The sequence below is a fragment of the Martelella sp. AMO21009 genome (assembly GCF_053484295.1).
On the sequence record NZ_JBAKFR010000070.1, the window covers coordinates 1 to 1,056 of the forward strand.

Annotated in this window: 1 protein-coding gene; it reads left to right on the forward strand. The window is 59.0% G+C overall.

Annotated elements, in window-relative coordinates; genetic code table 11:
* Window positions 1-83: 83 nt before the first annotated feature.
* A protein-coding gene (locus V6766_RS25485; protein WP_448471031.1) for an IS630 family transposase occupies window positions 84-1,041 on the forward strand; the annotation gives its coding sequence in 2 pieces (ribosomal slippage) (window positions 84-425 and window positions 427-1,041; 957 coding nt in all).
* The last annotated feature ends 15 nt before the right edge of the window (window positions 1,042-1,056 follow it).

Sequence of the window (1,056 nt, forward strand, 5' to 3'; positions counted from 1 at the left end):
TAGAGCATCAGGCGCGATGAATGAATCGTATGGGATTCCGTTTTGGTGTGATTTGTGATTCCTTGTGTCAAAGGAGATTTCCGATGACCCGAGCTCTTTCCGTTGACCTCCGCCGTCGTGTGACGGATGCAATTGCACAAGGCAAATCCCGGCGCGCTGCAGCCGAACAGTTTGCGATTTCCGCAGCGACGGCCGTCCGGCTGCAGAAGCGGCTGGATGAGACCGGTTCTGTGGAGCCGAGCCCCATGGGTCGCCCGAAAGGCGGCGGCAAACTCGCCCCTTATCGGGCGCTCATCATCGCCAGGGTCGAGGCTGAGCCCGACATCACCATGCCCGATCTGGCAAGCTTTCTGCTGGACGAGCATGGCGTGAGCGTCGATCCGTCCAATCTATCGAAATTGCTGTGCCGTGCCGGCTTCAGCTTTAAAAAAAACGCTGCTGGCGTCGGAGAAAGAACGCGCTGACGTGCATGCCGAGCGCGATGCATGGCAAAAGCATCGATTGCCGGCTATGCGTGCCGAGCCGGCAAGGCTTGTCTTCATCGACGAGACCAGTGTGAAGACCAACATGACGCCGCTCAGGGGACGCAGCCGGACGGGACAAAGACTTGTTGCCGACGCGCCCTTCGGCAAGTGGAATACCCAGACCTTCATCGCCGGTCTGCGGTGTGACGAACTGATAGCGCCATGGGTGATCGAAGGCGCCATCAACGGCCTGGCTTTCGACACCTATGTCTCAACCCAGCTTGCCCCGACGCTGTCACCCGGAGATGTCGTCATCTGGGACAATCTCAATGTTCACAAGAGCCCACGCGCTGCCGAGGCGATCAGGGCGCGCGGCGCGTGGGTGCTGTTTCTCCCGCGCTATTCACCGGACCTGAACCCCATCGAGAAGGCGTTCTCCAAGCTCAAGGCCCTTCTCAGGAAGGCAAAGGCGCGAACCTATGACGACCTGTGGAGAGCTGTAGGCCACGTGTGCGCACTGTTCTCACCACAGGAATGCTGGAACTACTTCAAATCAACAGCATGCGTTGCAGACTAATCGCCCGACGCTCTA